The following is a 24,330-nucleotide window of genomic DNA, read 5'->3' on the forward strand; positions in this document are numbered from 1 at the left end:
GGATCGCCGGGCCTTTGCCGTGAAGATGACCAAAGAAGCCCGCTTGGACAAGCTAGACGTACATCCCTACCCACACCGCGAAGCCCGCTGCCCCCAGCATCACCCCGAAGGGCAGACGATCGGTCGCCACCAGCTTTCGTCCGGCGCTACGCAGCCCGAGCACTGCCGCGAGCCCGATCAGGCAGGCGGCGAGCAGCACCATCGGCAACGCCTGCCAGCCCAGCCAGAAGCCGATCGCCCCGAACAATTTGGGATCCCCCCCGCCCAGCCCCTGCCGCCTGCGCAGCGCGCGATAGCCGGCGGAAACCGCCCAGAGCACGCCATAGCCGGCAACCCCGCCGATCGCCCGCGCCTCCAGCGGCACGCCGACCCCGACTGCGCCGGCCGCGAGCCCCGCCCCCGCCAGCGCACCCGTAAGCGCGTTCGGCAGCCAGAAGGCCGCCAGATCGAGCGCTGCCAGTGCCAGCAGCAGCCAGCCGAACACCGCCCCCGCCATGCCTTCCGCACCCGGCGCAACCCAGCCCGAGGTCGCGCCGATCGCTAGCCCCGCCAGCTCGGTCAGCAAATGGCTCGGATGAATCGCGCCCCCGCAGCCCCGGCAGCGCCCACGCTGCAGCACGAAGCTCGCCACCGGCACCAACTCGTGCGCCTTGAGCCCCTTGCCGCACGAATCGCATGCGGAACGACCTTTCAACGGCGAACGCCCCTCGGGCCAGCGCAGCGCCACCGTTGCGATGAAGCTGCCGAAGACCAGCCCCAGCACCCCCAGCAACACGGGCCAGAGCCAGGCCTCAGTCGTCGTCACGCGGCGGACGCTTGCGGATCAGATAGCGATACACGCCAAACACGTTGATGAAGAAGAGCACGAGATTCTGCGACAGCAACGGATTGTCGTCGGTCAGGAAGGCGCCGGTGATCCAGCAGATGCTCGACGCCACAAACAGCGCGAACCCCCAGCCGGTCACCCGCCGCCCCGAATCGAGCGAGACCATCAGGCAGGCGATCACCCCGCTGATCGACGCGGCCCATTTCAGGATTTCGACAAGCGGCATGCTGGCTCCTTGGAAGCGCCGCGCGGCTTTTGCAAACCGGGCTCGGGATCACTAGATCGCCCCCAACCCCCGAAAGGAACTTTATGTCCGCCGACGACATCGTCATCGCTTCCTATGCCCGCACCCCGATGGGCAGCTTCCAGGGCTCCCTGACCGGCGCCTCGGCTACCGATCTGGGCGCCGCCGCCGTGGCCGCCGCGGTGCAGCGCGCCGGCGTGAGCGGTGAGGCGATCGAGCGCATCTATATGGGCTGCGTCCTCCCCGCCGGGCTCGGCCAAGCCCCCGCGCGCCAGGCTGCGCTCAACGCCGGGCTTCCCGAGCATATCGAGGCGACGACGATCAACAAGATGTGCGGATCGGGCATGCAGGCCGCGATCATGGGCGCCGAGGCGCTCGCGGCGGGCTCGGTCGACCTGCTCGTCGCCGGCGGCATGGAGAGCATGACCAACGCCCCCTATCTGTCGCTGCGCCACCGCGCCGGCGCGCGGATCGGCCATGACGTGCTCAAGGATCATATGTATCTCGACGGGCTCGAGGACGCCTATGAACCCGGCAAGTTGATGGGCAATTTCGCCGAGGATACCGCGCAGGAATATCAGTTCACGCGTGCGGCGCAGGATGATTTCGCGATCCAGTCGCTCCAACGCGCGCAGGCTGCGCAAGCCTCGGGCGCGTTCGAGCGCGAGATCGTCGCGGTCGAAGTGAAGGGCCGCAAGGGCATCACCACCGTCATGCTCGACGAACAGCCCGCGCGCGGCGACATCGCCAAGATCCCGACGCTCAAGCCTGCGTTCGCAAAGGAAGGCACGATCACCGCCGCCAACGCCTCGTCCATCTCCGACGGCGCCGCCGCGCTCGTCCTCACCCGGCGCAGCGTCGCCGACAAGCTCGGCCTCACCCCCGTCGCGCGCATCGTCGCGCATGCCGCCCACGCCCACGCCCCTGCCCGCTTCACCACCGCCCCGGTCTTCGCGATGCGCAAGGCGCTGGAGAAAGCCGGCTGGCAGATCGGCGACGTCGACCTGTTCGAAGTCAACGAAGCCTTCGCAGTCGTTGCGATGATCGCGATGCGCGATCTCGGCATTTCGCACGAGGTGCTCAACATCCACGGCGGCGCCTGCGCGCTCGGCCATCCGATCGGCGCCAGCGGCGCGCGCGTGATGGCGACTCTGCTTTCCGCGCTGGAAACCAGCGGCCAGAGGCGCGGCATGGCCTCGCTCTGCATCGGTGGCGGCGAGGCGACGGCGGTGGCGGTGGAGATGCTGAACTAAACTCCTCCCCGGCACGGGGAGGGGGACCGCCGCCGAAGGCGGTGGTGGAGGGGGCTCTCCGCGAGCGACAATCTCGTGGCACGCCCCCTCCACCAGCCTGCGGCTGGTCCCCCTCCCCGTGCCGGGGAGGATAAAGCTCAGTCCACCGCCTCGCCCGCATCCACGCCCCAGATGTGCGACAGCTCGACATAGCCCCCGCGCCCGCGCACATCGAGCCAGCACCAGCCGCTCGCGCATTTGCTGATCCGCCCGACCACGCCCGGCGCCGCACGGAAGTTGATCGGCGCGTCGAAGCGCGGCGCCGCGCGCATCTCGGCGATCGCGCCGCGCACGATCGCGCTACGCGTGTCGCTCAGCAGGTTTACCTGCATCCAGCCCTGCGTGCCGTCGGGATCCTCGACCTTGCGCCACTCGCCATAGATGTCGACCACCTTGATCGGCAGGTCGGCGCGCTGATAGAGCCAGCTCGCCGGATAGTTGCGCCCCGGCCCGGTCCGCATCCGCGCCTTGTCCGCCGAAATCGAGGCATAATAAGGCGGCTTGCGCTGCGCCAGCGCGGGCAAGGCGAGTCCCAGCGCGAACACGCCCAGCAACAACCAACTCCAAAATCGCATGTCATCCCCTTAGCTTCCGCCCCGCATACCGCGAGCGAGCCGCGCCCTTCAACCGTTGACTGGCGCGCTGGAGCCGTTCAATCCGCCCTTTATGGCACAGCCGCGCCCCGCCCGACCTCGCGTCGCCGTCACGCGTTCGCTGCCCGACGGGGTCGAGGCGCGCATGGCCGAACTGTTCGACGTCATACTCAATCCCGGCGATGCGCCGCTGAGCCGCGACGCGCTGGCCGCGGCAATGGCCGATTGCGACGTGTTCGTCCCCACCGTCACCGATCGCATCGACGCCGAGCTCATCGCCGCCGTGCCCGATCGGCTGCGGCTCATCGCCAATTACGGCGCCGGCGTGAACCATATCGACCTCGCGGCCGCCCGGGCGCGCGGCATCCCCGTCACCAACACCCCCGGCGTGCTCACCGAAGACACCGCCGACATGACGATGGCGCTGGTCCTGTCGGTGCCGCGCCGGCTGGCCGAGGGCGAGAAACTGGTCCGCTCGGGCGAATGGAAGGGCTGGAGCCCCGGCGGGATGCTCGGTTACCGGATCGGCGGGAAGGCGCTGGGCATCGTCGGCATGGGAAGGATCGGCCAGGCCGTCGCCGCGCGCGCCCGCGCCTTCGGCCTATCGATCCATTATCATAATCGTCACCGTCTGCCCGCGGTGCTCGAGGCGCAACTCGCCGCCACCTGGCACCCCGATCTCGACGCGATGCTTGCTACGATCGACATCCTGACGATCCACACCCCGCGCAATCCCGAGAGCGAAAATCTGATCGACGCCCGCCGCATCGCGCTGATGCGGCCGCATGCGCACCTCATCAACGCCTCGCGCGGCGGCATCGTCGACGAAGACGCGCTGGTCGAGGCGCTGGAAGGCGGCCGACTGGCCGGCGCCGGGCTCGACGTCTGGGCGCACGAGCCGAGCATCGACCCGCGCCTGCTGGCGCTGCCCAACGTCGTGATGACCCCGCATATGGGCTCGGCCACCTATGAGGGCCGCGCCGCGGCGGGCGAGCGGGTTATCCGCAACATCCGAATCTGGACGGGGGGCGATCGTCCGCCCGATCAGGTGCTGGAGGGGTGGTTGTAGCTACTCCCTCTCCCCGGAGGGAGAGGGAAAGGATCAATCCCCCGTGCGGATCCGATCGACGAGTTCCTTCACCGTCGGCACGAACCCGTTGGAATAAAAGGGATCCTTCCGGAAATTATAGGCGCCGTGGCCCGCGAACATCAGGTTCTCGTCGGTCGGCCCGCCGTGGGCAATGTCCTGCAGTGTCTTCTGGATGCAGAAGCTGCGCGGATCGGCCAGCCGGCCGGTCGAGTTGGTCTCGCTGTCCGCCCAGCTCGAAAAGGCGCATTGGCTGAGGCAGCCCATGCAATCGGCCTGATCCTTGCGGATCAGCGCCTTCTCTTCCTCGCCGACATAGATGAGCGTGTTGTCCGGGGTCTTCAGCGCCGACGTATAGCCGAGCCCGACCCATTCGCGCGCGCGCAACAGGTCGCCCCGCGTCACCCAGAAGTTGCGGCCCTTTACGCCCGCGTCGAGCTGGAAGACATGATCGCCAGCAGACTCGGTCGAGTAAGCGATCTGTCGCTCCGAACGCGCCTCGAGGCTGCGCAGGAAGGGATTGCGGACCGCCGACGAATAGAAACCGGTGGGCGAAAAGCGGTGGAGCAGCACGTCGCCGGGCTCGATCTCCATCAGCTTGGTTTTCCACTCCTGCGGGATCGGGCTTTCCTGCGTCAGCAGCGGCCGCGTGCCGAACTGGAAGACGATCTGGCCGAGCTCGGGATTGTCGATCCAGTCGTTCCAGTCGCGCAGATACCACACGCCGCCGGCCATCACGATCGGCACGCTGTCCGATATGCCGCCCTCGCGCATCACGTCGCGCAATTCCTTGACGCGCGGATAGGGGTCCTGCGGCTTGAGCGGATCCTCGGCGTTCGACAGGCCGTTATGCCCGCCCGCCAGCCAGGGATCCTCATATACCACCGCCGAAAGCCATTCCGAAGCCTTCGAATATGCCCGCTTCCACAGCGCGCGGAATGCCCGGCCCGAACTCACGATCGGCAGATAGGTCACGCCGTAGGAAGCGCTGATCTCGCTGAGCTTGTAGGGCATGCCCGCGCCGCAGGTGACGCCCGACACCAGCCCGCGCGTCCGATCGAGCACGCCGTGCAGGATGCGCTGGGCGCCGCCCATTTCCCACAGCACGTTGATGTTGATCGCGCCCTTGCCGCCGGCAATGTCCCAGGCCTTCTTGACCTGGGTGACGGCGCCTTCGATCGCATATTCGATCAGCTCTTCGTGGCGCTCGCGCCGCGTCAGCGCCTTATAGACTTGTGGGATGATCTTCCCTTCGGCGTCATAGCTGTCGGCATTCACGGCGCTGACCGTGCCGATGCCGCCCGCCGCCGCCCAGGCGCCTGCGCTGGCGTGATTCGTCGCCGCTACGCCTTTTCCACCCTCGACCAGCGGCCAAACTTCGCGGCCATTATATTGGATAGGCGCCAAACCCTTGAACACATGACCTCCGGCAAGAAAAAACACCGCGTAGCTAGCGGCATCGACTCCAACATGCGAGCAACTTCGTTACCCCAATATGTCCGGTCGTCCCATCGCGTCGCCATAGAGCCGCGCATAAGCGGCGATCATTGCGGACTCGTCGAATAGTGAACGCGCGCGCTGCCGGTTCGTTTCGCCGATGTAGCGGCGCCCCTCGGGATGCTTGGCGATCGTATCCAGCCGATCTCGGATATCCACCTCGTGCCGACGCGGCGCAAGATAGGGCGCGTTCTGCTCGGAGACCATCAGCGGGATATCGCCGACCCGCGGCGCCACCACCGGCAGTCCCGCCGCCATCGCCTCGATCACCGAAATCGGCGCCTGCTCGCTCACCGACGAGAGCGCGAAGATATCGAACAGCCCCATATATTGGTGCGGATCGGGCAGGAATCCGGGCAGGATCACCTGGTCCTCGATCGCCATGCTCTCGGCCGCGTCGAGGATGTTCTGCCGCTCGGGGCCTTCCCCCACGATCACCAGCTTGAACCGCGCATTCATCCCCGCGCAGGCGCGCACCAGCATCGGCAGGTCCTTGACCGGCCGCAGCCCCGCCACGCAGCCGATGAACACCTCGCCCTCGCGCCGCGTCTGCAGCTGGGGGATGCGCGTCGGGTCCGGCGCTCCGGCATAGAGCTTGGTTGGCACGCCATTGGCGATCCGGACGATCCGATCCGCTGGCTGGCGCCAGTGCTTGAGCGCGACCTGCTCCAATAGCCTGCTAGGCACCACCAGCGCATTTGCGGCGGGCAGCGCGATCCGGCGATACATGTTGCGCACCGGGTTCAGCCGCTCGCCTTCGTCGGCGTTGAAGCCATCCTCGTGGTGGATGATCGGCGGCAATCCCTTGCCGAAGACCCGCGCCGCCATCACCCCGTCGATCGCGCCCCAATTATAGGTAAGCACCAGGTCGAAACGCCGCATGAATCGCGCGATTTCCTCGTAGCGCCGCGCCGACGGACGCCCGGAGAGCGGTGGCGGGTTCTGGGCGATCTCATATTTGATCCCCGGCGCGATCGACTCGCGCGCCGCAAGCTGATCGGGCATCGCCGACACGATCGTATGGCGTGCCCGATCCCCGAACGCATTCATCAGCGCGACCGCGCGCGCTTCCTTGCCGCCCAGGTTGAAGGTGGAGTGGAGGTGGAGGATGTGGATCGACATGCGCGCGGCCTTAGCGGGCTATTCCCGCGCCGTCATCCCGGCCCACCGGCCCTGCCCTCACAACGGAACGTCATCCCCGCGCAGGCGGGCATCCCGGGTGGCGGAGGATCGGGCCGAGTAACTCTGGGTCCTCGCCTGCGCGAGGATGACGAATATTATGCTGCTACCCGCGCCAGAAGCCGCTCGATCCCCGCAAGCGCCTCGGGCTCCTCGAGCGTGGGCGCATGCCCCACCCCCGGCACCGTCACGAGCTCGGCTTCCGGCACGCGCGCCACCATCTTATCGGCGATATCCGCGCTCAAAATATCCGACCGCTCGCCGCGCACCACCAGCAGCGGCCGCCCGGAAAGCGCGTCGATCGTCGGCCACATGTCGGGCCCGGTCTCGTTGCCCGGCACCCGGAACGGCTCGGCGATCCGCATGTCGTAATCAAGCACGATCCGCCCCGAATTGTTCACCCGGTAGAGCCGCTTGGCCATCCGCAGCCATTCTTCGATCGTGCGGCCGGGATAGACGTCGGCATTGGCCTCGGCCACCGCGCGCGCCGCGTGCATCCAGGTCGGGTGATAGACCGCCTTGCCGACATAGGTGCGGATCCGCGCGAGCCCCACCGGATTGAGCTCCGGCCCCACATCGTTGAGCACCACGCCCGCAAGCTTGGTCCCGTCGGTCGCCGCAAGCAGCATCGTCACCAGCCCGCCAAGCGACGTGCCCACCGCCACGAATCGCGCGATCCCCAGTTCGCTCATGAGCGCCTCGACGTCCTGCAGATAGGTCAGCGGCACATAGGTCATCGGATCCTTGGCGAAGGCACTTTCGCCGCGCCCGCGAAACTCCACCAGGATCACCCGCCAGTCGCCCGCGAAGCGATCCGCCAGCGCCTCATAGTCGCGCGCGTTACGCGTCAGCCCAGGAAAACAGATCAAGGGCGGCTTGCCCTCGCCCCCCGCATAATCGCGGTAATGCAGCCGCAGCCCGTCATTGGACCACCAAAAGCCGTCACTATAGTTGCGCCGCTCGCCCATCGCTCCCCATATCGCCGGATGACCTTCACTCCGCAACAGCCGATCCTCGAACTCGGCGACGCCTTCTACGATCCGGTCGCGCCCGCCGACTTCCCTCAGACCATCCTGCGCTTCCGCAACGATCGCGCCGCGGCCTCGGTCGGGCTCGACGGTCTGAGCGACGCCGAATGGATCGCGCATTTCGGTCGCTTCCAGCCGCTCGACGGCACGCTCCGGCAGCCGCTGGCGCTGCGCTATCACGGCCACCAGTTCCGCGTGTACAATCCCGAGATCGGCGATGGCCGCGGCTTCCTCTTCGCCCAGATGCGCGACGAGCAGGGCCGGCTGATGGACCTCGGCACCAAGGGCTCCGGTCAGACCCCCTATAGCCGCTTCGGCGACGGTCGCCTCACGCTCAAGGGCGGCGTCCGCGAGATTCTCGCCACCGAAATGCTAGAGGCGCTGGGAGTCGATACCTCGCGCACCTTTTCGTTGATCGAGACAGGCGAGGAACTCCACCGCGGCGACGAGCCCTCCCCCACCCGCTCCGCGGTGATGGTCCGGCTCAACCATGGTCATATCCGCATCGGCGCCTTCCAGCGGCTCGCTTATTTCCAGGAGACCGAAAATATCGAGCGCCTGACCGCCTATGTCCTCAACCATTATTACGGTGAGGAAGCCGGCCCCGATGCCCCCCAGCGCCTGCTCGCCCACGTTGCCGCTCGAACCGCGCGCCTCGCCGGACAGTTCATGGCGGCCGGCTTCGTCCACGGCGTGCTCAATAGCGACAATATCAACGTGACCGGGGAAAGCTTCGACTATGGTCCGTGGCGCTTCACGCCGACCTGGGACCCCGCCTTTACCGCGGCCTATTTCGACCATGCCGGCCTCTACGCCTTCGGCCGCCAGCCCGAGGCGATCTATTGGGACGTCATGCAGCTCGCCGGCTCCCTTCGCCTGATCGCCGACGAGGCGCCGCTGGTGGAGGCGATGGACCTTTTCCCCGAACGCTTCCAGCGCGAGCTGGAGGCCGCGATCCTGTGGCGGCTTGGCCTCGAACCGCACAGCCCCGAGCAGGACCGCTCCCTTATCCAGGCGCTCGAGCGCACGCTGCGCACCTCCGAAATCCCCCTCGATCGCTTCTACTTCGACGCCTTCGCCGGCCAGCTGCCCGAAGCCTATGGCGGACCCTTCGCCGAGCTCCGCGCCTTGCTCGCCGCCCACGCACCCCGCAAATCCCGCGATCATCCCTATTGGTCGGGCAATGCCCCCTGCTCGATGCCGATCGATGAAGTCGAAGCGATCTGGGCGCCCATCCCAGCCGACGACGATTGGTCCGCGCTCACTGCAAAGGTCGATCAGATCCGCACGATGGGCGACGCGCTCGCCTAGGGGTTGGCAACCATCAGGGATTTCGTGCAAGAGCATCGAAACTTTCCGGGGACTAGAACCAAGCCGTAATGCCGGGTCAGGAAATCATCTCCACCGAGCCCGCCACGGGTGCCGTCCTCTGGCGGCAGCCTGTCGGCGATGTCGACGCAGAGGTCGCCCACGCCCGCCGCAGCTGGGCGGAATGGGCTGCCCGCCCGCTCGCCTATCGGATCGAGGCGCTGCGCCGCTTCGCCAATGTGGTGCGGCAAAAGGCCGACACCTTCACCGATCTGCTCGCGCGCGAGACGGGCAAGCCCTTGTGGGAGGCCCGCAGCGAGATCGAGACCGTGATCGCGAAGGTTGACGTTTCGGTCACGGCTTATTCCGAGCGCACCGGCCAGCGCCGCATCGAAGCGCCGATGAACACGCGGCTGGCGCTCCGCCACAAGCCGCACGGCGTGCTAGCGGTGCTCGGCCCCTATAATTTCCCGGCGCATTTGCCCAACGGCCACATCGTCCCGGCATTGCTTGCGGGCAACGCAGTAGTCTTCAAGCCCTCGGAAAAGGCTCCTGCCTCGGGCGCGTTCCTGGTCGACTGTTTCCACGCTGCGGGCATTCCGGAGGGTTGCATCCGCCTGCTCGTCGGCGGCGCGGAGGAGGGCAAGGCGCTTGCCGGCCACCCCGATATCGACGGACTGCTGTTCACCGGTTCGGCCAATACCGGCATCGCGCTCAACCGCCAGTTCGCCACTCGCCCCGAAAAGATCCTCGCACTGGAGATGGGCGGCAACAATCCGATCGTCGTGTGGGACACGCCCGATCTCTATTCGGCCGCGGTCCTCGTCATTCAGTCGGCCTTCACCACGGCCGGCCAGCGCTGCACCGCCGCGCGCCGGCTGATCGTCGATCAGACGATCTTCGATCCGTTGATGGTCGAGGTCGAGAAGCTGATCGGGCGCCTGATCATCGGCGAGCCGCACGCCGATCCCGCCCCCTTCATGGGCCCGGTGATCGACAACGATACCGCCGACATGCTGACCGAGAGCTTCGTCGCGCTCTCGACGATGGGCGGTCGCCCGCTGCGCCACATGGCGCGCCCGATCGAGGGCCGCCCCTTCCTCACCCCCGGCCTGATCGACATGACCCAGGCCAACGACAAGCCCGATGTCGAGCTGTTCGGCCCGATCCTGCAAATCTATCGCAAGGCGACCTTCGAGGAAGCGATCGCCGAGGCCAACGACACGCGCTACGGGCTGTCCGCCAGCCTGGTGAGCCAGAATCCGCGCCTTTACGATCAATTCTGGGCCAATATCCGTGCCGGCATCGTCAATTGGAACCGGCCCACCAACGGCGCTTCCTCCTCCGCCCCATTCGGCGGAGTCGGCTGGTCGGGCAACCACCGCCCTAGCGCATACTATGCTGCCGATTATTGCGCCTATCCCGTGGTGTCCTCCGAGTCCGAGCAGGCGCGCGTATCGATCGGCCTCGGCCTCCGCGACGCCTAAGGGCGAATATACCCCGCTGCGGGATTATGGTATCCGGGATCACCGCGCCGCTGGAGACGCGGCACGGGAGAAGAGCCATGCTCAAGCAAATCCCCTTCCTCGCGCTGACGCTGGCCGTGCCGCTCTCGGCGTTCGCGCTCCACGCCCCGCAGGACACGCAGCCGAGGCCCACTGCGTCGCCCGCCCCGCAGCCGCACGACCATGCGATCAACACGAAGGGAACGGGCGCGACCAACGGACGCATGGCAATGACGACGCCTACGCCGACTTCCACGCCGATCTCGCAGGATCACGCGATCAACACCAAGGGCACCGGCGGCGTTAACGGCCGCGTGGCGTCGCCAACATCTTCGCCCACGCCCCACGACCCTGCGGTCAATATCAAGGGCACGGGTGCGACCAGTAACGGGCGTACGCCGCAGCACTAGCGGATCGAGAGCCTCCCCGGGCGGGGGAGGATCTATCGAGCCCCTTGAACTCCACCGCCCCCTTGCCTAAATTCCAGAAGCGGACCGGGCCCCTCTGGCGAGAGCTTCCAAAGCCCTCGTGATGTCGGACCGCATCGAGCTAGCTCGGTGCAGGTTTCGGCGGCCATGCCTCCACCCCCCACCGAACGAGCTCGATCGATACATCATCGATTGGAGTGGCTTGTGAACCCTATGATCCAGCGGCTGATTGCCGCACACCGCATCCTGAACCGCGAGATTCGCCGCGAACGTACGCGACGCGCCCCCGATCGTCTTCGCCTCACCCAGCTGAAGAAGGAGCGGCTCGCGATCAAGGATCGGCTTTTCCGTCACTTCCCCGATGCGGCCGAGATGCGCCGTGTCGCCCGCCTGGCGCTCGGCCAGATGCGCCACGCCTGAGGAGACGTACCAAAGTGGACAATCTTTCGAGTTTCAACCGCAGTGCAGCGGCAGGCGTCCAGGCCCGTTTCGACGAAGGCCTGCGCCGCCACATGCTCGGCATCTATCGCAATATGGGCATCGGCCTCGCCATCACCGGCCTGGTCGCGCTCGCGGTGGCCAACACGCCGGCGCTGGTCGCGCTCATCTTCGGCACCCCGCTGAAGTGGGTGGCGATGTTCGCCCCGCTCGCCTTCATCTTCTTCTTCACCTTCCGGGTGGAGCGGATGACCACGAGCGGTGCGCGCACGGCCTTCTTCGCCTTCGCCGCGGTGATGGGTGTGTCGATGGCCAGTATCTTCCTGGTCTTCACCGGCACCAGCATCGCCACCGCCTTCTTCACCGCCGCGGCAATGTTCGCAGGCCTCAGCCTGTGGGGCTACACCACCAATCGCGATCTCACCTCGATGGGCAGCTTCCTTTTCGTCGGCCTGATCGCGGTGATCGGCGCGAGCCTGCTCAATCTGTTCCTCGGCTCCAGCCTGTTGCAGATGGTCGTCTCGGTCGTCGGCGTCATCGTCTTCGCGGGCCTCACCGCCTGGGACACGCAGCGCCTGAAGAGCGAATATCTTGCCTATGCCGGCACCCAGGCGGCGGACAAGCTCGCGATCATGGGCGCGCTGTCGCTCTATCTGAACCTCATCAACATGTTCCAGCTGCTGCTGGGACTGATGGGCCAACAGGAGGATTAATCGATGACCGGCACCTTTTCCTGCCCCGTAGACGGCACCAAGCTTGTCGCCATGGAGCGCCAGGGCATCGAGATCGACCATTGCCCCACCTGCCGCGGCGTATGGCTCGATCGCGGCGAGCTCGACAAGATCATCGAGCGCACTGCCCCGGTCGCCGCCGCCGCGGCTCCGGCCCCTCCGCCGACCTCGGTTCCGCCGTCGGCACCCTATCGCGAAGAACGCCAGCGCTATGCGGAGCCCTATCGGGGCGACCATCGCAGCCATGGCGACCATCGCAGCCATGGCGGCCACTATCCGAAGAAGAAGAAATCCTTCTTCGAGGAGCTGTTCGACTAATCCCCCTTGTCCCCGAACAGCTAAACTTGCCCGCCGCCGCTCCCCCGCGCGGCGGGCATTTTTTTCATTCAGGGCGATCAGGTCGCGTGCGAGACGCGGTTCGGTCGACGAAATTCGGCGCTTCGCCCTAGCCCTGCGCGCCCGCCGTCCCTAAATCGGAGCGATGCCCGAACTCACCACGCTGATCCAGCCCGACCGCGGCCAGAGCGCCCGCACGATCCACCTCATCGATGCCAAGGGCTACGACGCCTGGCTCGCCGCGCAGCCGCCGCGCCATCGCGCCGCCGCGCTCGCCCAGAAGCTCGCGCCGACCGGCAATGCCAGCGCCATCCTCCCCGGCGACGCGCCGGACGACTGGTCGGTCGTCACCGTCGTCGCCAATGTCGACAAGCTCTCGCCCTGGTGCCTCGCCAAGCTCGCCGAGACGCTTCCTGAAGGCACATACCGCGTCGAAGGCCGCGAGCCCGGCACCGCGCTCTATGGCTGGCTCGCTGCGCAATATAAGTTCACCGCCTACAAGAAGAAGGACGACAATGCGCAGGGCCCGCGCATCCTCCTCACCGGCGATCCCGCGAAGATGGAAGACGCGATCCGCATGGCTGCGGTCACCTTCAAGCTGCGCGACCGGATCAATCTCGGCGCGGGCGACATGGGCCCTGCGGAGCTCGAAGCCGGCGCCGCCGATCTCGCCAGCGAGTATGGCGCGACGCTCACCGTCACCAAGGGCCGCGAGCTCGAAAAGGGCTATGGCATGCTCTGGGCGGTCGGCCGCGCGGCTGGCATCGGCCGCGAGCCGCGGCTGATCGAGCTCGAATGGGGCAATCCCGAACATCCCCGCATCGCCATCGTCGGCAAGGGCGTGACCTTCGACAGCGGCGGCCTCGACATCAAGCCCGCCGCCGGCATGCGGCTGATGAAGAAGGATATGGGCGGCGCCGCGCACGCGCTCGCGCTTGCCGAACTGGTGATGCAGAATCGCCTGCCCGTACGCCTCCACATGCTCGTCCCCGCGGTCGAGAATTCGATCTCGGGCGAAGCCTTCCGCCCCGGCGACGTCTTGGTCTCGCGCAAGGGCACCACGGTCGAAAACAGCAACACCGACGCCGAGGGCCGACTGATCCTCGGCGACGCGCTCACCAAGGCAGGCGAGAGCGATCCCGAGCTGGTCCTCGATTTCGCCACGCTCACCGGCGCCGCCCGCGTCGCGCTGGGCGCCGATCTCCAGGCGTTGTTCACCAACGACGACACGCTCGCCGCCGAACTGCTCGCCGCCGCCGAGACCGAGGCCGATCCGATGTGGCGCATGCCGCTGTGGGATCCCTACAAGGATCTGCTCAAGTCCGACGTGGCGGACATGGTCAACGCCGCCGAGGGTCCGTTCGGCGGCGCGATCACCGCGGCGCTCTTTCTCAAGGAGTTCGCGCCCGAAAAGGCGCAATGGGCGCATCTCGACATCTTCTGCTGGAACGGCAGCCCCAAACCCGGCCGCCCCAAGGGCGCCGAAGCGGTCAGCCTGCGCGCCACCTGGAAGCTGCTGAAGGACCGCTACGCGGGCTGAAACGCCAGCGTCCGGGCGAAGAAAGGCAGCATCTCGGTGTAGATGCGCCCGCCTTCGCCCCAATGGCGCTCGCCCCAGCCGCAGCGATATTCCTCGGCCTCATACGGCACCCCGAAACTGTCGAGCACGCGCGTGAACGCCTGATTCGAGACGATATGATCGGGGTTCGCGTCGCCGCGCGCCCAATCGAACATCAGGCCGCGCAGCCGCTTCAGGTTGGCCGCATGCGCCGCCACCTGCCGCTCCAGAAAGAAGCTCGCATTGAGCCGCTCGGCCACCGCCGGATCCACGCTGAGCCTGCCATTCTCCCAGAGCGCGGGCGGGTCGAACAATAAGGGTCGCGCCGGATTGCCCAGATGCGCCTGGAAAATCGAGGTGAAGATCAGCGAGAAGCCGTCGCCCTGCAGGTCGGCCATCCCCTTGGCCGATTGCAGCAACTGCCAGTTGGGCCGCGAAAACATCGTCTGCAGCCCCGGCCCGGTGCCGATCGGATGCAGCGCATAGACCGCGCCGAAAATGTCCGGATGCCGCATCCCGAAGCGGATCGCGCCATGTCCGCCCATCCGGTCCCCTGCAACGCCGCGCGCATCGCTCCGCGCGATCGTGCGATAACGCCGATCGACCCACGGCACGAGCTCGCGGACCATGAAGTCGTCCCAATTGCCGGTCGCCGGCGAATTGACGTACCAGGAGCCCCCGGCCGGCGTCCCGAAATCCGCGGTGACGACGATGACGTCACCGATCACCCCCCGCGCGATCGCCCGGTCGAACAGGGCCTGCGCGCCATTCTGCGCATAAGGCGCGCGATCGTCCTCGAAGAAGCCTGACAGATAATAGACGACCGGAAAACGCTTCGCGCCCTGTGCGGCGTAGCCGTCGGGCAGATAGACGGTGACGCCCCGCGTCGCCGAGATCCCCGCCGCGTTCCCCGCCAGGGCAGCCGATTCGATCCGCCCGTGTTCGAGGCTGCTCGCCGCAGCGGCTGGCACGAACGACAACGCAAGCAATGTCACCAACCAGCGGAGCATCGGCCACCTCCTCGTCAGGAAAAGCGAGCCTATCATGCGCCAGCCCCCTCTCGCTATCCCTCGCAACTTGCTAGGGCCACGCGATGACGACCGCGCATCCCCGGCTCACCCTGACCGCCTGTATCCTGGCCTCGAGCCTCGCCTTCATCGACGGTTCGGTGACCAATGTCGCCTTGCCCGCGATCGGCGCAGATCTGCGGGCAACCCCGGCCGAGCTGCAATGGACGATCAACGCCTATCTCCTGCCGCTTTCGGCGCTGCTCTTGCTCGGCGGCGGCGCGGGCGATCATTTCGGCCGGCGCAAGCTGCTGATCGCCGGCATCGCCTTGTTCGCGCTCGCCTCGGCTGCCTGCGCGGTAGCGTCCGATCTTGGCCTGCTGCTCGCCGCCCGCGCGCTCCAGGGGATCGGCGCGGCCATCCTGCTGCCCAACAGCCTCGCGGTGCTCAGCAACGCCTTCACCGGCCCCGAGCGCGGCAAGGCGATCGGCACCTGGGCGGCGGCGGGCGCCATTGCCGGGGCAGTCGGCCCGCCGCTTGGCGGCTGGCTGGTCGACGCCGTCGGCTGGCGCGCGATCTTCTTCGTGAACCTGCCCGTCGCCGCCGTCGCGATCGGGATCGTCTGGCGGTATGTCGACGAGAAGGTCGAAGGCACGCTCCCGCTCGACTGGCCCGGCGCCGCCACCGCGACGCTTGCGCTGGGCGCGCTCACCTGGGGCCTGACGCTCTGGTCGAGCCAGGGCATGCTCGACTTGCAGACCGCTGCCGCGCTCGCGGCCGGCCTGGCCCTGATTGCCGCCTTCGTTTGGATCGAGCGCCGCCGCGGCCCGCGCGCGATGATGCCGCTCTCGCTGTTCGCCTCGCGAGCCTTTGCCGGGCTGACGCTGCTCACCTTCCTGCTTTATGGCGCGCTCGGTGGGGTGTTGCTCCTGCTGCCTTATGTTCTGATCGAGGCGGGCGGCTACACGGCGCTGCAGGCGGGACTGGCGCTCTTGCCGCTGCCGATAGGGATCGGCCTCGCCTCGCGGCTGATGGGCAGCCTCACCACCCGGCTCGGCCCGCATCTGCCCTTGTCGATCGGCCCGCTCATCGTCGCCGCGGGCTTCGCTGCGCTGTTGCTGGTGGAGACCAGCGCCGATTACTGGACCAGCGTCTTTCCGGGCGTCACGATCATCGCGCTGGGCATGTCGTGCGTCGCCGCCCCGCTGACCACCGCCGTGCTCGCCTCGGTGGACGATCGCCACAGCGGCACCGCCTCGGGCTTCAACAGCGCGATCGCCCGCACCGGCGGGCTGATCGCCACCGCCGTCGCCGGCGCAGTGATTGCCTCCGCCGGCAGCGCGCTGATCGCCGCCTTCCACGCGGCCGCTCTGGTCGGCGGCGCGATGGCGGCGCTTTCGGGCGCCGCCGCCTGGTTCACCCTCGGCGCGCAATCTCCGCCGCCGCCGCGATGATCGGCCCGAACTTCTCCACGGTCAGGCTCGCCCCGCCGACCAGCGCGCCATCGACATTCTCGGTCGCCAATATGGTCTCGGCATTCGCCCCCGTCACCGATCCGCCATACAGGATCCGGATCCCGTCCGCGGCATCGCCCACCATATGCCGCAGCTTGGCGCGGGCGATCGCGTGGATCGCGGCGATATCGTCGAGCGTCGGGGTCTTGCCTGTGCCGATCGCCCAGCGCGGCTCATAAGCCAGCGTCAGCCAGTCGCCCGAAGCCCCCTCGGGCAGCGACTTCTCGATCTGCGATTGCACGATCCGCTCGGCGCGGCCGGCATCGCGCTCGGCCTCGGTCTCGCCGCAGCACAGGATAACCTGCAGCCCGTGCCGCCGCGCCGCTGTGGCCTTGGCCCAGGCGTCGTGGCTGGTTTCATGTTGGTCGGCGCGCCGCTCCGAATGACCGACGATCGTCAGCGAAGCACCGCAATCGCGCAGCATCGCGCCCGAGATGCAGCCGGTATGCGCGCCCTTGTCGGCCTCGTGAACGTCCTGCGCGCCAATCGGCATCGCACCCGCAACGGCCACCGCTGCTTCGATCAAGGTGAAGGGCAGGCACAAATTCACGTCGACCCGCGGCGCCGCGGCCGCCGCCGCGGCGATCTCCACCACGTCGCCCAGCTGCGCCTTCAGCCCGTGCATCTTCCAATTCCCGGCCACCAGCTTGCGGCGCATCTGCGATCCTCCCTAGGTTGGCCGCCGCGATAGCAAGCCCATCGCCGCGCACAAGCTTGAAGGCCGCGCGCTCCCGCCCTAAAGCACCGCCAAACCCTCTTGCGAACGGCCCTTCATGCTCAGCTTCTTCCGGAACTTCACCAAGTCGCGTTACGGCCTGATCGTGGTGTTCGCATTCCTGGCACTCATCGCGATCGCCTTCGCCGCCGGTGACATAACCGGCATTCGCGCGACCGGCGGAACGCAGGGCGGCAAGGTCATCGCCGAAGTCGGCGACAAGAAGATCACCGACACCGAGGTGCGTGAGCGGATCGACCTGTTCCTGCGCAACCTCCAGCGCGACGGCCAGAATGTCACGATGGAGCAGTTTCTCTCGCAGGGCGGCCTCGAACTGGCGATCGACGAGATCATCAACAGCACCGCGATGGTCGCCTTCGCCCAGGATAGCGGCATGCAGGTCAGCAAGCGGCTGATCGATGGCGATATCGCCAGCAACCCCGCATTCGCAGGGCTCGACGGCAAGTTCAGCCAGAAGGCGTTCGAGGACCTGCTCGCGCAGAATCGCATCGCGCCCGCCGCTTTCCGCGACAGCATCACCAACGAGCGCTATGCCAACTGGCTCGTCAACCGCGCGACGATCGGCAGCCAGATCCCCGAGGGCGTCGTGCTGCCTTACGCTTCCTTGCTGCTGGAACGCCGCACCGGCATCGTTGGGCTGGTCTCGACGATCGCGATGGATCCGGGCCCCGATCCCGATGACAAGACGCTCACCGCTTTCTACAACAGCCGCCGCGCGCGCTACATGATCCCCGAGCGTCGCATCGTCCGCTTCGCGCGGGTCAGCCCCGACGCGCTGCGCGCCTCGACTGCTCCCAGCGACGCCGAGATCGCCGATGCCTATCGCAAGGCGGGCGCACGCTTTGCCGCGACCGAGAAGCGCGACGTGCGCCAGCTCGTCGTGCTCGATCAGGCCACTGCCAATCGTATCGGGACGGCAGTGAAGGGTGGCCAGGGGCTCGCCGCCGCCGCGACCGCGGCAGGGCTCGAAGCTACCAATTTCCCCGGGGTGGAGAAGGCCGCACTGGCGCGCCAGACCGCCCCCGCCGTCGCCGATGCCGCATTCGCCGCCACGCAGGGCGCGCTCGTCGGCCCGGTCCGTTCGCCGCTCGGCTGGCATCTCCTCCAGGTCGAAAAGATCGAGGCCGTCGCCGCCAAGACGCTCGACCAGGCGCGCGCCGAACTCTCGACCGAGCTCGCCGCCGCCAAGCTCGCCCAGGCGCTGGCGAGCCGCCGCCAGCTGCTCGACGACGGGATTGCCGACAACAAGACCTTCGACGAATTGGTCGCCGAGGCAAAGCTCGCCGCCGAGCGCACCCCGGCACTCGCCGCGAACGGCACCAATCCCGACGATCCCGCTTTCCAGCCCAACCCTGCGCTCGCCCCGATCATGCGCGCCGGCTTCGCGATCGAGCAGACCGGCGACGAGCCGCAGCTCGTCCCGCTCGGCGCCGATGGCAGCTTCGCACTGGTGACGCTCGAACGCATCGTCCCCGCCGCGCCACGCCCGCTCGCGCAAATTCGCGAGAGTGTCAGCAAGGATTATCTGGTCGAGGAGGCGCTCAAAAAGGCGCGCGCCGCCGCGGTCGGCATGATCGCCAAGCTCGAAAAGGGTGTGCCGATGCAGCAGGCCCTGGCCGAAGCCGGCGTCAAGCGCGGCCCGCCGCCCAAGCCGTTCGACTTCAAGCGCTCCGAAGTTCTCGGCACCCAGATGGCGCCCTATCTCCAGATGGCGTTCAGCATGGCGCCCAAGAAGGCCAAGCTCGTCGAAGGCGCCAATCGCGAAGGCTATTATGTCGTCTATCTCGACGCGGTCGAGGAGCATAGCGCCGCCGGCAATCGCCCCGCGATCGAGCGCGTCCGCGCCGACATCGCGCCGCAGATCGGCCCCGAAATGGCACGCCAGTTCATCGCGTCGATCCGCAACCATGTCGAAGTGAAGCGCAACGATGCGGCGATCGCGCAGCTTCGCGCCGATCTCGCCCGCCAGGGCGCGGCGCGCTGACGTGACCCAAGGCGTCGAAGCCGCCAAGGCGGCGCTCGCCGCCGGCCGGCCCGCTCTGCTCTGGCGCCGCCAGGTCGCGGACACCGAGACTCCGGTGGCCGCCGCCCTCAAGTTGATCGAGCCGGGCCGGGGCGATTTCCTGCTCGAATCGGTCGAGGGCGGCGCGACGCGCGGGCGCCACAGCCTGATCGGCCTCGCCCCCGATCTGGTCTTCCGCGCCACCGCGGGCGAGGCGGCGATCAACCCCGAATGGCTGACGGATCGCGAGGCATTCGTCCGCTGCAATGCGCCCGCACTCGAGTCGCTGCGCACCCTCGTCGCCGCCTGCCGCATGGAAGTCCCCGCCGAGCTCCCCCGCGCGCTCGCCTGCCTCGTCGGCTATTTCAGCTACGAGACCGTGGGCCTGGTCGAGAAACTGCCGCGCCCTCCCGAGAACCCGGTCGGCGTGCCCGACATGATGTTCATGCGCCCGACGGTCATCCTGATCTTCGATCGCCTCGCCGACACGCTGTTTCTCGTCGCCCCGGTCTGGCCCGACGCGGCGAGTTCCCCCGAAGCGCTGGTCGGTGCCGCCGCCGAGCGGATCGAGGCAGCCGCCGCCCGCCTGGCCACCGCCGCGCTCCCCACGCCGGTCCGCGCCGAGCCCGCCGAGGTCCAGCTCACCCCCGTCCTCGCCCCCGGCCGCTATGGTGATATGGTCGCCCGCGCGAAGGACTATATCGCCGCCGGCGACATCTTTCAGGTCGTCCTCGCGCAACGCTTCACCACCCCCTTTGCGCTCCCGCCGTTCGAACTCTATCGCGCGCTGCGCCGGGTGAACCCCTCCCCCTTCCTCTACCATCTTGATCTGCCCGGCTTCGCGCTCACCGGATCGAGCCCTGAAATCCTGGTCCGGGCGCGCGACGGCGAGATCACGATCCGCCCGATCGCCGGCACCCGTCCGCGCGGCGCCACCGCCGCCGAAGACGAGGCCAACCGCACCAGCCTGCTTGCCGACCCCAAGGAACGCGCCGAGCATCTCATGCTGCTCGATCTCGGCCGCAACGATGTCGGCCGCGCCGCCCAGGCCGGTAGCGTCCGCGTGACCGACAGCTATTCCGTCGAATTCTACAGCCACGTCATGCATATCGTTTCGAACGTCGTCGGCACCCTCACGCCAGACAGCGACGCGCTCGACGCCCTCTTCGCCGGCTTTCCCGCCGGCACCGTCAGCGGCGCGCCGAAAGTCCGCGCCTGCCAGATCATCGCGGAATTGGAGCCCGAGACGCGCGGACCCTATGCCGGCGGCGTCGGCTATTTCTCCCCCGACGGTTCTATGGACAGCTGCATCGTCCTGCGCACTGCGCTGGTGAAGGACGGCGTCATGCACGTCCAGGCCGGCGCCGGCATCGTCGCCGACTCCGACCCGGCCTACGAACAGCGCGAATGCGAAGCCAAAGCCGGCGCCCTCTTCGCCGCCGCCCGCGAGGCAGTGGCCAGGGCCGGCGAAGCAGGCTTCGGCCAGTAAGCTCCTTCTCCCCCTGTGGGAGAAGGAAGGGCCCGCGAGGCGAAGCCAAGTGGGAAGGATGAGGGGGACGTCTCAAGACACACTCCCCCTCACCCTTCCGCCGATTTCATCGGCTCCCCCCCTCTCCCACAAGGGGAGAGGGATTTAGGGAACCCGCCCGGCCTTCGCCTTCTGGTCCAACTTCTCCTGATACCATTGCCGGATCGCCGCGCGCGTGCAGCCGGTCTGCCCGCCGGTTCCGATCGGCGAGCAGCTGTTGGGCAGCCCCGCGCGGTTCACTTCCTCGATCGTCTCCACACGGTTCGTCCAGGCCTGCGACGTCGCTCCCTCTTTAGGCTGATCGCGGAACTGCTTGGGGATCCGATACGGTGACTCGCCCGCATTCGCGCACACCACGATTTCATCGGGATCCTCGCTGGTGGGGCATTTTTCGTCGCCATAGACCAGGATCGAGCGCACCCGCCTGGGCGGGTCCTGGAGCGGCCCCCGGTCCTGCGCCGCTATCGGGCCGGCGAACAAAGCCGTGAACAGCATCGTGGTAAGCATGCAAACTCCTTTGGCGGATACAACGCCCCTGTCCCGGCACCGTTGCGCCCTACTGTGGCCGCGCCAAGGCAATTGTGGGAAAGCGTGAAAGCCCCTACCTGCGCTGGCATGATCCTCGTCATCGACAATTACGACAGCTTCACCTGGAACCTGGTCCATTATCTGATGGAGCTCGGCGCCGAGGTGCAGGTCGTCCGCAACGATTCGCTCAGCGCACGCGACGCCATCGCCAGCAACGCCCAGGCCTTCCTGATCTCGCCCGGCCCCTGCACCCCCAACGAAGCCGGCATCAGCCTCGATCTCGTCGCCGCCTGCGCCGATCTGAAGAAGCCGCTGCTCGGCGTCTGCCTCGGCCACCAGGCAATCGGCCAGCATTTCGGCGGCCAGGTCGTCCGCGGCGGGCTGATGCACGGCAAGACCAGCCCCGTCGAACATGACGGCACCGGCCTGTTCGCCGACCTGCCCTCGCCCTTCACCGCCACCCGCTATCACTCGCTGATCGTCACCGACATTCCAGACGAACTGGTCGTCAACGCCACCGCCGCCGACGGCTCGGTCATGGGCGTCCGCCACCGCGATTTGCCCATCCATGGCGTCCAGTTCCACCCGGAAAGCATCGCGACGGAGCATGGCCATGCGATGCTGGCGAACTTCCTGCGAGAGGCCGGGATCGGGGCGAAGGCGCTGGCATAGTCGTTCGGGGACGACGTCACCGCTCGTCCCAGCTCACGCCGCGGCGGCTCAACAGCCCGCAAGCCGCCGAGGTCGCCACGAGCCCGAACAGCCAGGCGCCCTCGGCCTGCAGCAAATAGGCAGCGGTCCCGCCGGCAAGCGCGCCCGCCAGCCCCCACGCAAGCGGCGAGCGCGCAGCGGCAAACGAATATCCCAGCCTCGCCATTGCAAGACAGCCGAGTGCGCTGACCGGCAGGCCGATGAATGCCCCGAAGATCGAAGCGGGCAGCAGAAGAACGGCGGCCATCACGATCTCATAGGGCTCGATCAGGATCGGCGCAGGCAGGGACAGGTACAACATCGCCGCGCCGGTGGTAATCAGGAACATCGGGCCCGCGGCGACTCCGGCATACCCGATCCCGGATGACATTCTGCCACGTTCGTACATCGCAACCTCCTCGTGTCGCACTGCGAGCGTCGGCTCACGCCACGGTCACGGCTCGATCCTGCTGCTCGCCCATCCAGCCGTTCACTTTGCGACCGAAATGCGCGATCGCTCCCATGTTGAAGAAGTGCATGCCGCCCAGCACGACGACCGCAAGCCCGACCTTTCCGCTCAGAAAGCGGATTGCCTCGGGTACAGTATGCGGCTCGGCACCGATGCTCAGCGTCAGCGTGATGAAGCCGATATTGACGAGGTAAAAGCCTACCACCAGCAAATGGTTGGTGGAATGCGCCAGCGGCCCATCGTGGCCGAAGCACTCGATCAGGAATACCTCGCCATTCTTGGACAAGGTACGCGCTACCCAGATGGTGATCGCCAGCGCGATCAGCAGGTACAAAGCATATGCAGTCTCAACCATGATCCGTCCTTTCTTTTCCGATGTTTCTGTAATTTCAGAATGTTTATGACGCGACGTTTCAAATCTTTGTGGCCTGTTCCTCTCAATCCTTGCTGGCGCTCTTGCCCGGCCCCACGAAGCGGGCCACCTTCCCGCCTAGCTTCATCAGCGTGACGAGGGTGGGTTTTGGCAATCGGCGGACTTGATCGTACCAGTCGCTAAGCGTCGAGATAAACTCATGCATCCGCGTGATGCGCTCGCGTACATGCGCCGGCGCGGCCTTGTCTTCCGCGAGCTGCTCGGCCAGTTCCGCCAGCAAGGCGATGGTAGGGTCGATTTCGCGCCGCTTCCGCTCGGCCGAAATCCGCATCAGCATCTCCCACAGGTCGGCTTCTGCGGTGAAATGGTCGCGCCGGTCATTCTCGACATGGACACGGCGGACGATGCCATAGCCTTGCAGTTCCTTCAGCGCGGTTGAGACGTTGGAGCGTGCAAGACCGAGTTGATCGACGATGTCGTCTGCGGGCAAGGCACTATCGCTGAGATATAGCAGCGCGTGGACCTGCGATACCGAGCGGTTGACTCCCCACTGCGTCCCCATCTCTCCCCAATGGAAGATGAAGGCCTTGGCAGCGGGAAGATCCATCAACGACATGCTGATCCTTTCTGTAATTTCAGAAATAGCAGACATACTCTTATTGTGCAATGGTCCGCAGAAATGAGTCGGCTCGCACCGCTCCCGCTCCTATCGCTTAAGGCTTCGGATCTGTTTCGACCCCCGCGCCGCAGCCCATTCCCCCGCCCGCGCCGGTTCCGCCGCCGCCCATCCCGCCGCCGCCGCTACTGCCACCGCCTCGTCCACCGCCGCCTTCGCCCTTGCCGCCGCGCCCTCCGCCTGCGCCGCCGGGGCGTGTTGGCCCCTGCAGCGGGATCGCGAGGTCGCGCGGCACCGGATCGAGATCAAGCGCCTCGCGGATGAAGTCGCGCAGCGAGACCACCAGCGCGTGCGTGTGCACCGGCTTGCCGGCCACGAGCTCGCGCGCCGCTTGCTCGGCCAGCCGCACCTGCTCCTCGGTTCCGAGCAGGATGATGTCGGACAGCGATGCTTCCACCGCGTCGCGTATCCGCCGTGGTCGGTCCGATCCGCTATCGCCGCCCTCGCCGCGCAGGTCGCGGAGATGCCGCGGATCGACCGAAAGATTGCCAGTGAACGAGCCGCCAAGCGTCCGGTATGCCGCGATGAGCGTGCGCAGCCGTTCGTTGATCTGCCGGTTCATCCGTTCGCGGCGCTGCTGGATCGTCATCATCACCACCAGCCGGATGCCGACGCCGATGAGCGTCACCAGCGCCAGCCCGACCAGCGTCGCGACGATGCTTTGCCACGAGCTGATATCGATAGTGCGCATGCCCTTCTCCTCGGTGCCGAGATAGCTCAGCCATCGACACACACCAGCAGGATTTGCTCGACTCGC

At 67.2% G+C, this 24,330-nt stretch carries 26 protein-coding genes; 13 read left to right on the forward strand and 13 right to left on the reverse strand.

What is annotated here, in order from left to right:
* Positions 1–52: 52 nt before the first annotated feature.
* Together OKW87_RS04435 and OKW87_RS04440 are read right to left on the reverse strand one after the other, a co-directional pair.
* Entirely contained in the window at positions 53–805 is a 753-nt protein-coding gene (locus tag OKW87_RS04435; RefSeq protein ID WP_265542614.1) for a prepilin peptidase, read from the reverse strand.
* A complete protein-coding gene (locus tag OKW87_RS04440; protein ID WP_265542615.1) occupies positions 792–1,052 on the reverse strand; it encodes a hypothetical protein in 261 nt (86 codons plus the stop codon). The genes OKW87_RS04435 and OKW87_RS04440 overlap by 14 nt, the downstream gene beginning before the upstream one ends.
* Before the next feature lie 83 nt (positions 1,053–1,135).
* Between OKW87_RS04440 and OKW87_RS04445 the strand changes: the two genes are divergently transcribed.
* Positions 1,136–2,323, forward strand: a complete 1,188-nt coding sequence (locus tag OKW87_RS04445) for an acetyl-CoA C-acyltransferase (RefSeq protein ID WP_265542616.1) — start codon at positions 1,136–1,138, stop codon at positions 2,321–2,323.
* 137 nt (positions 2,324–2,460) lie between these two features.
* On the opposite strand, the gene OKW87_RS04450 is transcribed toward OKW87_RS04445, so the two are convergent.
* A complete protein-coding gene (locus OKW87_RS04450; protein WP_265542617.1) occupies positions 2,461–2,937 on the reverse strand; it encodes an SH3 domain-containing protein in 477 nt (158 codons plus the stop codon).
* 91 nt (positions 2,938–3,028) lie between these two features.
* On the opposite strand from OKW87_RS04450, the gene OKW87_RS04455 reads away from it, so the two are divergent.
* Entirely contained in the window at positions 3,029–4,024 is a 996-nt protein-coding gene (locus OKW87_RS04455) for a 2-hydroxyacid dehydrogenase (RefSeq protein WP_265542618.1), read from the forward strand.
* A gap of 33 nt (positions 4,025–4,057) precedes the next feature.
* On the opposite strand, the gene OKW87_RS04460 is transcribed toward OKW87_RS04455, so the two are convergent.
* From OKW87_RS04460 to OKW87_RS04470, 3 genes are all read right to left on the reverse strand, one after another.
* On the reverse strand, positions 4,058–5,461 hold the full coding sequence (locus OKW87_RS04460; protein WP_265542619.1) for an NAD(P)H-dependent flavin oxidoreductase: 1,404 nt from the start codon (positions 5,459–5,461) through the stop codon (positions 4,058–4,060).
* A 66-nt stretch (positions 5,462–5,527) separates the two neighbouring features.
* A complete protein-coding gene (locus OKW87_RS04465; RefSeq protein WP_265542620.1) occupies positions 5,528–6,661 on the reverse strand; it encodes a glycosyltransferase in 1,134 nt (377 codons plus the stop codon).
* Positions 6,662–6,816: 155 nt separating this feature from the next.
* Positions 6,817–7,686, reverse strand: coding sequence for an alpha/beta fold hydrolase (locus tag OKW87_RS04470; protein WP_265542621.1), 870 nt, complete (start codon positions 7,684–7,686; stop codon positions 6,817–6,819).
* An 18-nt stretch (positions 7,687–7,704) separates the two neighbouring features.
* On the opposite strand from OKW87_RS04470, the gene OKW87_RS04475 reads away from it, so the two are divergent.
* From OKW87_RS04475 to OKW87_RS04505, 7 genes are all read left to right on the forward strand, one after another.
* The gene (locus tag OKW87_RS04475) at positions 7,705–9,057 is read left to right on the forward strand and encodes a protein adenylyltransferase SelO family protein (protein WP_265542622.1); all 1,353 of its coding nucleotides are present in this window, start codon (positions 7,705–7,707) and stop codon (positions 9,055–9,057) included.
* A gap of 68 nt (positions 9,058–9,125) precedes the next feature.
* Positions 9,126–10,541 carry a succinylglutamate-semialdehyde dehydrogenase gene (gene astD, locus OKW87_RS04480; protein WP_265542623.1) on the forward strand — a complete coding sequence of 472 codons (1,416 nt, stop codon included), beginning with the start codon at positions 9,126–9,128 and terminating at the stop codon, positions 10,539–10,541.
* Between the two features lie 77 nt (positions 10,542–10,618).
* Positions 10,619–10,969 (forward strand): hypothetical protein, encoded by a 351-nt coding sequence (locus tag OKW87_RS04485; RefSeq protein ID WP_265542624.1) that lies wholly within the window; start codon positions 10,619–10,621, stop codon positions 10,967–10,969.
* Between the two features lie 231 nt (positions 10,970–11,200).
* Entirely contained in the window at positions 11,201–11,407 is a 207-nt protein-coding gene (locus tag OKW87_RS04490) for a DUF465 domain-containing protein (RefSeq protein WP_265543996.1), read from the forward strand.
* Between the two features lie 92 nt (positions 11,408–11,499).
* On the forward strand, positions 11,500–12,138 hold the full coding sequence (locus OKW87_RS04495; RefSeq protein ID WP_265543998.1) for a Bax inhibitor-1/YccA family protein: 639 nt from the start codon (positions 11,500–11,502) through the stop codon (positions 12,136–12,138).
* 3 nt (positions 12,139–12,141) lie between these two features.
* Positions 12,142–12,474, forward strand: coding sequence for a TFIIB-type zinc ribbon-containing protein (locus OKW87_RS04500; protein ID WP_265542625.1), 333 nt, complete (start codon positions 12,142–12,144; stop codon positions 12,472–12,474).
* 163 nt (positions 12,475–12,637) lie between these two features.
* Positions 12,638–14,032, forward strand: a complete 1,395-nt coding sequence (locus OKW87_RS04505; protein ID WP_265542626.1) for a leucyl aminopeptidase family protein — start codon at positions 12,638–12,640, stop codon at positions 14,030–14,032.
* Here OKW87_RS04505 and OKW87_RS04510 read toward each other — a convergent pair.
* Positions 14,020–15,060: an alpha/beta hydrolase gene (locus OKW87_RS04510; RefSeq protein WP_265542627.1), complete on the reverse strand. Its 1,041-nt coding sequence runs from the start codon at positions 15,058–15,060 to the stop codon at positions 14,020–14,022. The genes OKW87_RS04505 and OKW87_RS04510 overlap by 13 nt on opposite strands.
* Before the next feature lie 83 nt (positions 15,061–15,143).
* Here OKW87_RS04510 and OKW87_RS04515 point away from each other — a divergent pair, with 83 nt between their 5' ends.
* A complete protein-coding gene (locus OKW87_RS04515; protein WP_265542628.1) occupies positions 15,144–16,511 on the forward strand; it encodes an MFS transporter in 1,368 nt (455 codons plus the stop codon).
* Here the strand turns inward: OKW87_RS04515 and tpiA are convergent.
* Positions 16,474–17,229 carry a triose-phosphate isomerase gene (tpiA, locus tag OKW87_RS04520; protein WP_265542629.1) on the reverse strand — a complete coding sequence of 252 codons (756 nt, stop codon included), beginning with the start codon at positions 17,227–17,229 and terminating at the stop codon, positions 16,474–16,476. The two genes, OKW87_RS04515 and tpiA, sit on opposite strands and share 38 nt — an antisense overlap.
* Before the next feature lie 115 nt (positions 17,230–17,344).
* On the opposite strand from tpiA, the gene OKW87_RS04525 reads away from it, so the two are divergent.
* Positions 17,345–19,291 carry a peptidylprolyl isomerase gene (locus OKW87_RS04525; RefSeq protein ID WP_265542630.1) on the forward strand — a complete coding sequence of 649 codons (1,947 nt, stop codon included), beginning with the start codon at positions 17,345–17,347 and terminating at the stop codon, positions 19,289–19,291.
* Positions 19,236–20,798 carry an anthranilate synthase component I gene (gene trpE / locus OKW87_RS04530; protein ID WP_265542631.1) on the forward strand — a complete coding sequence of 521 codons (1,563 nt, stop codon included), beginning with the start codon at positions 19,236–19,238 and terminating at the stop codon, positions 20,796–20,798. The genes OKW87_RS04525 and trpE overlap by 56 nt, the downstream gene beginning before the upstream one ends.
* Before the next feature lie 144 nt (positions 20,799–20,942).
* Here the strand turns inward: trpE and OKW87_RS04535 are convergent, their stop codons facing one another.
* Entirely contained in the window at positions 20,943–21,344 is a 402-nt protein-coding gene (locus tag OKW87_RS04535; protein WP_265542632.1) for a hypothetical protein, read from the reverse strand.
* Positions 21,345–21,452: 108 nt separating this feature from the next.
* On the opposite strand from OKW87_RS04535, the gene OKW87_RS04540 reads away from it, so the two are divergent.
* Entirely contained in the window at positions 21,453–22,037 is a 585-nt protein-coding gene (locus tag OKW87_RS04540; protein ID WP_265542633.1) for an anthranilate synthase component II, read from the forward strand.
* Positions 22,038–22,053: 16 nt separating this feature from the next.
* On the opposite strand, the gene OKW87_RS04545 is transcribed toward OKW87_RS04540, so the two are convergent.
* The 4 genes from OKW87_RS04545 to OKW87_RS04560 form a co-directional block, all read right to left on the reverse strand.
* Positions 22,054–22,446: a hypothetical protein gene (locus OKW87_RS04545; RefSeq protein WP_265542634.1), complete on the reverse strand. Its 393-nt coding sequence runs from the start codon at positions 22,444–22,446 to the stop codon at positions 22,054–22,056.
* Positions 22,447–22,498: 52 nt separating this feature from the next.
* Entirely contained in the window at positions 22,499–22,879 is a 381-nt protein-coding gene (locus OKW87_RS04550; protein WP_265542635.1) for a hypothetical protein, read from the reverse strand.
* Positions 22,880–22,961: 82 nt separating this feature from the next.
* Positions 22,962–23,513 carry a GbsR/MarR family transcriptional regulator gene (locus OKW87_RS04555; RefSeq protein WP_322740344.1) on the reverse strand — a complete coding sequence of 184 codons (552 nt, stop codon included), beginning with the start codon at positions 23,511–23,513 and terminating at the stop codon, positions 22,962–22,964.
* A gap of 97 nt (positions 23,514–23,610) precedes the next feature.
* Positions 23,611–24,264: a hypothetical protein gene (locus OKW87_RS04560; protein ID WP_265542637.1), complete on the reverse strand. Its 654-nt coding sequence runs from the start codon at positions 24,262–24,264 to the stop codon at positions 23,611–23,613.
* Between the last annotated feature and the right edge of the window lie 66 nt (positions 24,265–24,330).

Origin of the sequence: Sphingomonas sp. M1-B02 (assembly GCF_026167525.1) — a bacterium.
In the GTDB taxonomy this organism is placed as follows: domain Bacteria; phylum Pseudomonadota; class Alphaproteobacteria; order Sphingomonadales; family Sphingomonadaceae; genus Sphingomonas.